Raw genomic sequence first — 8,937 nt, 5'->3', positions numbered from 1 at the left:
ATATGATTCTTTCTAATGAGTTGTTTTGTCGCTTTTCATTATAGGTCATATGGGACTTTTTTTCTACAACAAAATAGGCTCCATAATATCTATAGGGGATTTACCCACTACAAATATTATAGAGCCCTTTTATATCGTTTATATTATAATTGTGTTATTTCACTTCCAACTCTTGAGTGAAATTTCTCCGCTATTGAGCCAGATTTCTTTTCCGTTATCACATTGCACCAAAAGTTTTCCACTTTCAGAGATGTCTTTAGCAAGTCCCTTGTAGTCTTTTTGCTCTAGTGTGAAAGTGACTTCTTTTCCAAGAACGAATGACTGTTTTTTATATAGGTATAATAGCTCTTCTGCTGGTGTTTCGAAGAAAGCACGCCATATTTCGATAATTAATTCATTTCTTGTTATTAGAGCTGTAGTTTTAAATAAGCTAGAAGCTTTTTCTTTTAATTCTTGTGGGAAGTCTTTAATAGTAAAGTTGATTCCTACTCCAATAATGATATCTGTGACTAAGCCTGTTTCTACAGATGTCATTGCTTCAGTGAGAATTCCTCCAATTTTATGATTGTTTAGATAGATATCATTGACCCATTTTATGTCGATATCTATTAAAGTTAGGTTCTTAATGGCTTTGTAGATAGCTCCAGCTACAAGTAGTGTGTAGGATGGTAATTTGTCATAGGGGAGATTTGGTTTGAGATGGAGTGTCATATAAATGCCACCTTGTGGTGAGTAGAAGGAACGTTGAAAACGGCCTCGGCCTGCTGTTTGATAGGAAGCTAGATATAGGGTATTTGCTTCATGGCCTAAATCAATTGCTTCTTTTGCATCTAGTTGTGTTGATTTTGTTTCGGGTTTAAAGCTGACTTTAATTGGAAGATTTTCTTCTAGAAGTTCTGGAAGAATAAGGTCTCCATTCATCAATTTATAGCCTTTGTTTTTGATACTATCAATTTCAATGCCTTCTTGTTCTAGCCGCTTGATGGCTTTCCAAATTGATGTTCGGGTCAGTGATAGTTCTTCTGCAATTTTTTCTCCGCTGATATAATCGGTTTCTTTAGCTAGAATTTGGTAGACGGCTTGGTAGGATTTCATAGTGTTTCCTTTCTCACTAGTTGGTGTTGAGAATATTCTTTTCTTGTTTGACTTGGAGTCTGATTAAAGTATTGTTTATAAGCTTTCGAAAAATGTAGTGGATCTGAAAAACCTACCGAGTATGCAATTACCTTGATAGACTCTTGGGTATTTTCGAGAAGTTGTTTAGCTCGGTGCATTCGAACGTAAAGTAGGTATTCTTTGGGTGATAAGGTGTTAAATTCTTTGAATACACTTGATAAGTAGCTTCTGTGAACGGATAGTTCTTTTGCTAAATCTTGAATTGTAAGTGATTGAGGATAGTGGCTATCAATTAATCGTTTGCATTCAAGATAGAGTTGGTGGGTTGATGAAATATTCTTTTTTTTCTGATTGGGAGCAATAGTTCCCAGATGAAACATCAGTTCATGGAGTTGTCCCATGATATGGAGTTGAGCTAATTCATTTGATTTGGTAATCTGAGCGAAGCGGACAATGTCTGAGATGAGTCTTGCAGTAGTCTGGGTATGACAAGTTTCAGATTGGATGAGATAGGATTGATTAGAAATTTGAGAAAGAGCAAAATAATCAGGAGCTTTCCCTCCAGTGATTCCTAACCAGTAGTAGGCCCAAGGCTCTTTACTATCTGCTTGATAAAAGGTTAATTCATCTGGTTTTAATAGAAAGAAATCTCCTTCTTTTAAATCAACAATTTTACCATTGTAATGAAATTTTCCTTGTCCTTTACTAATGTAATGTAGAACGTATGTATCACGAATGGCTGGACCAAAAGAGTAATTAGGTGTGCATTCCTCATATCCATAAAAGCTTAGGGAAAGGTCGATTGTTCCAGTCTGGTATTCTGAAAAAACTAACATGTGCTACCTCCTACCTAACATTTTACCATATTCTTGAGACATTTTTCTATTTTGGAAAGCGATTTCAGATGATAAAATAGAATCATTAAAGTGATGAGGTGAAGTAAATGGGAGTTAGGATAGAGAATAATCTATTTTATGTTGAGAGTAAAAATTTAAGTTTGATTATTGAAAATCGAAATGGGTACTTACTTTTGAAACATTTAGGAAAGACTATTAAGAACTATAAAGGTTCCAATAGTGTTTATGAACGAGACCATGCCTTTTCAGGAAATCCAACGGCTCATAATCGAACCTTTAGTTTAGATACTCAGCGACAGATTTTTGGGCAACATGGCTTAGGAGATTTTAGGAAACCAACTATACAGGTTCAGCACGATGCAACTGAGGTAACAGATTTTCGTTTTATAGAAGCAAAGATTTTAAAAGGTCAAAATGGTCCACAGGGTTTACCTTCCCCACATAGCATGGATGGTACAGAGACTCTTGCCTTGATTTTAGAAGATTCTAAGGCTCAACTTAGTCTGACTTTATATTATACTGCTTTTGATAATGATGCGACAATTGCTAGCTACAGTAAATTAGTGAATAATAGTAATCAGGAAGTTGTTATCCATAAAGATTTTTCTTTTATGGCTGATGTTCCAGCTGCGGATTACGAAATTGTAACTCTGCAGGGTGCTTATGCTCGTGAAAAGACTGTCAGACGTCAACAGGTAGAACAAGGAATCTTTTCGATTAGTTCGAACCGTGGGGCTTCTGGGCATGCTCAAACACCAGCTCTTCTCTTATGTGATCAAGGAGTCACAGAGGATGCTGGAAATGTGTTTGCTATTCAACTAATGTATAGTGGCAACTTTGAAGCTTTTGTTCAAAAAAATCAATTGAATGAAGTTCGGCTGGCTATTGGCATAAATCCAGAAAACTTTTCTTGGAAGTTAGACCCTGAGGAAAATTTTGAAACACCGGTAGCTTTAGTGACCTATTCAGATAAGGGATTAACTGGTGTTAGTCATGAAAGTCAGAATTTTGTACTGAAGCACATTCTGCCAAGTAAATTTTCTAAAAAAGAACGCCCAATTCTAATCAATAACTGGGAAGCAACTTACTTTGACTTCCAGAGAGAAAAACTGTTAGAGTTGGCAGATGAGGCTAAGAAAGTTGGCATTGAACTTTTTGTATTAGATGATGGGTGGTTTGGTAATCGCTTTGATGATAATCGTGCTTTAGGTGACTGGAGTGTGAATGAGGCAAAACTGGGTGGAAGTCTTGAAAGTCTGATTTCAGATATCCATGAAAGAGGTTTGCAGTTTGGACTTTGGTTAGAACCTGAGATGATTTCTGTAGATAGTGATTTGTATCGTAAACATCCTGATTGGGCTATTCAGGTTCCTGACTATGAGCATACCTATTCTAGAAATCAATTAGTACTTAATCTTGCCAATCCTCAGGTAGTAGAATACTTGAAAATTGTCTTAGATCAACTCCTATCTTATCATGAGATTGATTACATTAAATGGGATATGAATCGTAATATGACTAAGCTAGGGAATGGTTCGAACTATCTAGAGACAAAGATGCAATCTCATCAGTACATGTTGGGGCTTTACGAACTCGTTTCTTATCTGACAGAGAAGCACAGCCATATTCTCTTTGAGTCTTGCTCTGGTGGTGGTGGACGAAATGATCTGGGTATGATACGCTATTTCCCACAAGTCTGGGCAAGTGATAATACTGATGCGATTGCACGTTTACCAATTCAATACGGCTCATCCTATCTCTATCCAACCATTTCTATGGGGGCTCATGTGTCAGCAGTACCGAATCATCAGATGGGACGAATGACACCATTAGAAACACGCGGTCATGTAGCAATGATGGGAAATTTGGGATATGAGCTTGATTTGACAAGTTTATCAGATGAAGAGAAAGCTGAGATTGCTAATCAGGTGAACTTGTATAAAGAATTACGACCAGTAGTTCAGTTAGGACAGCAGTATAGGTTAATCAATCCCGAGTCTGCATCCAATGAAGCAGCTGTACAATTTAACTACGGCAATCAAACGATTGTAACCTACGTTCGCGTTTTATCAGTTGTAGAGACCATGGAAACAACTTTAAAGTTAAAAGATTTGGTTGAAGAGGGACTGTATGAATTGCAGGAAAATGGAGTAGTTTACTCAGGTGCAGAACTCATGTATGCAGGTTTAACTGTTATCTTATCTCAAGGAGATTTTTTGAGTAAACAGTATATTTTTAAAAGACTATAATAAAAGTGTATAAATTTATAAAGGAGGCTTTCCAATGAAATGGTATAAAAAAATCGGACTTCTTGCAACTACAGGTTTAGCTTTGTTTGGGCTCGGCGCTTGCTCCAACTATGGTAAATCTGCGGATGGCACAGTGACCATCGAGTATTTCAACCAGAAAAAAGAAATGACCAAAACCTTGGAAGAAATCGCTCGTGATTTTGAGAAGGAAAACCCTAAGATCAAGGTCAAAGTCGTCAATGTACCAAATGCTGGTGAAGTATTGAAGACACGTGTTCTAGCAGGAGATGTGCCTGATGTGGTCAATATTTACCCACAGTCCATCGAACTGCAAGAATGGGCAAAAGCAGGTGTCTTTGAAGATTTGAGCAACAAAGACTACCTGAAACGCGTGAAAAATGGCTACGCTGAAAAATATGCTGTAAACGAAAAAGTTTACAACGTTCCTTTTACAGCTAATGCTTATGGAATTTACTACAACAAAGATAAATTCGAAGAGCTGGGCTTGAAGGTTCCTGAAACCTGGGATGAATTTGAACAGTTAGTCAAAGACATCGTTACTAAAGGACAAACACCATTTGGAATTGCAGGTGCAGATGCTTGGACACTCAATGGTTACAATCAATTAGCCTTTGCGACAGCAACAGGTGGAGGAAAAGAAGCCAATCAATACCTTCGTTATTCTCAACCAAATGCCATTAAATTGTCGGATTCGATTATGAAAGATGACATCAAGGTCATGGACATCCTTCGCATCAATGGCTCTAAGCAAAAGAACTGGGAAGGTGCTGGCTATACCGATGTTATCGGAGCCTTCGCACGTGGGGATGTCCTCATGACACCAAATGGGTCTTGGGCGATCACAGCGATTAATGAACAAAAACCGAACTTTAAGATTGGGACCTTCATGATTCCAGGAAAAGAAAAAGGACAAAGCTTAACCGTTGGTGCGGGAGACTTGGCATGGTCTATCTCAGCCGCCACCAAACATCCAAAAGAAGCCAATGCCTTTGTGGAATATATGACCCGTCCAGAGGTTATGCAAAAATACTACGATGTGGACGGATCTCCAACAGCGATCGAAGGGGTCAAACAAGCAGGAGAAGATTCACCGCTTGCTGGTATGACCGAATATGCCTTTACTGATCGTCACTTGGTCTGGTTGCAACAATACTGGACCAGTGAATCAGACTTCCATACCTTGACCATGAACTATGTCTTGACCGGTGATAAACAAGGCATGGTCAATGATTTGAATGCCTTCTTTAACCCGATGAAAGCGGATGTGGATTAGGAGTAGAGAGACTATGAAAAAAGTATTACAAAAATATTGGGCATGGGCTTTTGTGGTCATCCCTCTCTTGTTACAAGCAATTTTCTTCTATGTGCCGATGTTTCAAGGAGCCTTTTACAGTTTTACTAACTGGACAGGATTGACTTATAACTACAAATTTGTCGGCTTAAACAACTTTAAGCTCCTCTTCATGGATCCAAAATTCATGAATGCGATTGGCTTTACCGCAATCATTACGATTGCCATGGTGGTTGGTGAGATTGCACTCGGGATCTTCATTGCGCGTGTCTTGAACTCTAAAATCAAAGCCCAAACCTTCTTCCGTGCTTGGTTCTTCTTCCCAGCTGTTTTGTCTGGTTTGACAGTGGCTTTGATCTTCAAGCAAGTCTTCAACTACGGTCTTCCAGCGATTGGGCATGCCCTTCATATTGAATTTTTCCAAACCAGTCTTTTAGGGACTAAGTGGGGAGCGATCTTTGCGGCTGTCTTTGTCCTTCTTTGGCAAGGGGTGGCTATGCCCATCATCATCTTCCTAGCTGGTTTGCAATCTATTCCAACTGAGATTACAGAGGCAGCAAGGATTGATGGCGCGACTAGCAAGCAAGTTTTCTGGAACATTGAATTGCCTTACTTGCTACCAAGTGTCTCTATGGTCTTTATCCTATCCCTAAAAGGTGGGCTGACTGCTTTTGACCAAGTCTTTGCCATGACCGGTGGTGGTCCAAACAATGCCACAACTTCACTTGGGCTTTTGGTTTATAACTATGCCTTTAAAAACAACCAATTCGGTTATGCCAATGCCATTGCCGTAATCTTGTTCTTCTTAATTGTAGTGATTTCGATCATCCAATTGAGAGTATCTAAGAAATTTGAAATTTAAGAGGAGAAGCATGATGAAACAAGATGAAAGAAAAGACCTGATTGGCAAATACATTCTATTGATTCTAGGATCGGTTCTGATTTTAGTGCCGCTCCTTGCTACCCTCTTTAGTTCCTTCAAACCCACTAAGGATATTGTAGACAATTTCTTTGGCTTTCCAACCAACTTCACATGGGACAACTTTAGCCGTCTCTTAGCTGATGGGATCGGAGGCTATTATTGGAACTCTGTCGTCATCACTGTCTTGTCTTTACTTGCAGTAATGATCTTTATTCCGATGGCAGCCTACTCCATCGCTCGCAATATGAGTAAAAGAAAAGCCTTTACCATCATGTATATCCTCTTAATCCTCGGAATCTTCGTACCTTTCCAAGTCATCATGATTCCGATTACGGTTATGATGAGTAAACTCGGTTTGGCTAATACCTTTGGTTTGATCTTGCTCTACTTGACCTATGCGATTCCACAGACCCTCTTTCTCTATGTTGGCTATATCAAAATCTCGATCCCAGAAAGTCTGGATGAAGCAGCAGAGATCGATGGGGCTAATCAATTTACAACTTATTTCCGCATCATCTTCCCAATGATGAAACCGATGCATGCGACAACCATGATCATCAATGCCCTTTGGTTCTGGAATGACTTCATGTTGCCACTCCTTGTCTTGAACCGGGATTCAAAAATGTGGACTCTGCCTTTGTTCCAATACAACTACGCAGGCCAATACTTCAACGACTACGGGCCAAGCTTTGCCTCATACGTTGTCGGCATTATCAGTATCACCATTGTCTATCTCTTCTTCCAACGCCATATCATCGCAGGAATGAGCAACGGGGCAGTGAAGTAAGAAGAGACTAGAGAAGCTATAATTCCTGATACAGGGGAATAGTTCAGCTAGTTGACAATTTTATGTGAAAACAAGAAAGTAGTACTTAGTTTATTGAAGTCTATATTTAGTACGAGTTTGATGATAAATAGAGATTTAAAATGAATTTGATTTACGAAGCCAAGTCATATGAGACTTGGCTTCAATTAGAAAAAGGAGAGTAATGATGCCAATTCAAAATAAAACCATGTTGATTACCTATTCAGATAGTCTGGGAAATAATCTTAAAGACTTATATGATAATTTGGAAGAGCATTTTGGAGATGCTATTGGGGGAGTTCACCTTCTACCATTTTTCCCATCAACAGGTGATCGTGGATTTGCGCCAGTTGACTACGACGAAGTGGACTCAGCTTTTGGTGATTGGGAGGATGTTAAGCGTTTAGGTGAGAAATATTATCTTATGTTTGACTTTATGATTAACCATATTTCTCGTCAATCTAAGTATTATAAGGACTATCAAGAAAAACATGAAGCCAGTGAATTTAAAGATCTCTTTTTAAACTGGGATAAGTTTTGGCCGGAAAATCGTCCGACACAAGCTGATGTAGACTTAATTTACAAGCGTAAGGATCGTGCACCAAAGCAAGAGATTGTCTTTGCAGATGGGTCAGTGGAACATTTGTGGAATACCTTTGGTGAGGAGCAGATTGATCTTGATGTGACCAAAGAAGTAACGATGGAATTTATCCGTAAGACCATTCAGCACTTGGCAAGTAATGGGTGTGATTTGATTCGCTTAGATGCCTTTGCTTATGCAGTGAAGAAATTGGATACCAATGATTTCTTTGTGGAACCAGATATTTGGGATTTATTGGACAAAGTTCGAGACATCGCTGCTGAGTATGGAACAGAGCTCTTACCTGAGATTCATGAACATTATTCGATTCAGTTTAAAATAGCGGATCACGATTACTATGTTTATGATTTTGCTCTTCCAATGGTGACGCTTTATACTCTTTACAGTTCTAGAACAGAGCGCTTGGCTAAGTGGTTAAAGATGAGCCCAATGAAGCAATTTACGACGCTAGACACCCATGATGGGATTGGAGTAGTAGATGTCAAAGATATCCTGACTGATGAGGAAATCGACTATGCTTCAAATGAGCTCTATAAGGTTGGAGCTAATGTCAAACGTAAGTACTCTAGTGCAGAGTATAACAATTTAGATATCTACCAAATCAATTCAACTTACTATTCTGCGCTTGGAGATGATGATGTCAAGTATTTTCTCGCTCGTCTAATTCAAGCTTTTGCCCCAGGTATTCCTCAGATTTACTATGTAGGTCTATTAGCAGGCAAGAATGACTTGAAATTGTTAGAAGAAACTAAAGAAGGTCGAAATATTAATCGTCATTACTATAGCAATGAGGAAATATCAGAAGAGGTCCAACGTCCTGTAGTGAAGGCCCTTCTCAATCTATTTTCTTTCCGTAACCGTTTAGAAGCCTTTGATCTAGGAGGGACTATTGACGTTGAAACACCAACAGCTCAAAGCATTGTAATCAAACGTCAAAATAAAGATAAGTCCGTAACAGCAGTAGCAGAAATTGATTTGCAAAATCAGACTTATCGGGTAATTGAGAATGGAGTTGAAGTAACATTTTGAAGCCTTGATATGGTTGATAAAATAGTTTTTTGGTAAATTCCCAAAC

Annotated in this window: 7 protein-coding genes; 5 read left to right on the top strand and 2 right to left on the bottom strand. The window is 38.7% G+C overall.

The genetic code is table 11. The features are described from left to right. Window positions 1-159 precede the first annotated feature (159 nt). Both birA and HT697_RS05035 read right to left on the bottom strand, forming a co-directional pair. Window positions 160-1,095, bottom strand: a complete 936-nt coding sequence (birA, locus tag HT697_RS05040; protein ID WP_164227023.1) for a bifunctional biotin--[acetyl-CoA-carboxylase] ligase/biotin operon repressor BirA — start codon at window positions 1,093-1,095, stop codon at window positions 160-162. Continuing rightward, window positions 1,092-1,952 (bottom strand): AraC family transcriptional regulator, encoded by an 861-nt coding sequence (locus HT697_RS05035; protein WP_112445783.1) that lies wholly within the window; start codon window positions 1,950-1,952, stop codon window positions 1,092-1,094. Before HT697_RS05035 ends, birA begins: the two co-directional genes overlap by 4 nt. A 107-nt stretch (window positions 1,953-2,059) precedes the next feature. On the opposite strand from HT697_RS05035, the gene HT697_RS05030 reads away from it, so the two are divergent. From HT697_RS05030 to gtfA, 5 genes are all read left to right on the top strand, one after another. Next, window positions 2,060-4,222: an alpha-galactosidase gene (locus HT697_RS05030; protein ID WP_173262423.1), complete on the top strand. Its 2,163-nt coding sequence runs from the start codon at window positions 2,060-2,062 to the stop codon at window positions 4,220-4,222. Window positions 4,223-4,256: 34 nt separating this feature from the next. After that, window positions 4,257-5,516 (top strand): extracellular solute-binding protein, encoded by a 1,260-nt coding sequence (locus tag HT697_RS05025; RefSeq protein ID WP_173233277.1) that lies wholly within the window; start codon window positions 4,257-4,259, stop codon window positions 5,514-5,516. A gap of 13 nt (window positions 5,517-5,529) precedes the next feature. Continuing rightward, window positions 5,530-6,396, top strand: coding sequence for a sugar ABC transporter permease (locus tag HT697_RS05020; RefSeq protein WP_173218721.1), 867 nt, complete (start codon window positions 5,530-5,532; stop codon window positions 6,394-6,396). Window positions 6,397-6,409: 13 nt separating this feature from the next. After that, window positions 6,410-7,243, top strand: a complete 834-nt coding sequence (locus HT697_RS05015; RefSeq protein WP_112445791.1) for a carbohydrate ABC transporter permease — start codon at window positions 6,410-6,412, stop codon at window positions 7,241-7,243. A gap of 205 nt (window positions 7,244-7,448) precedes the next feature. Continuing rightward, a complete protein-coding gene (gtfA, locus tag HT697_RS05010; RefSeq protein WP_112445793.1) occupies window positions 7,449-8,891 on the top strand; it encodes a sucrose phosphorylase in 1,443 nt (480 codons plus the stop codon). Window positions 8,892-8,937: the final 46 nt, after the last annotated feature.

The sequence above is a fragment of the Streptococcus sp. 1621 genome, assembly GCF_013276615.1.
In the GTDB taxonomy this organism is placed as follows: Bacteria; Bacillota; Bacilli; order Lactobacillales; family Streptococcaceae; genus Streptococcus.
Note: the sequence above shows the minus strand (reverse complement) of the source record. Positions and strands in the feature narration are given on the sequence as shown.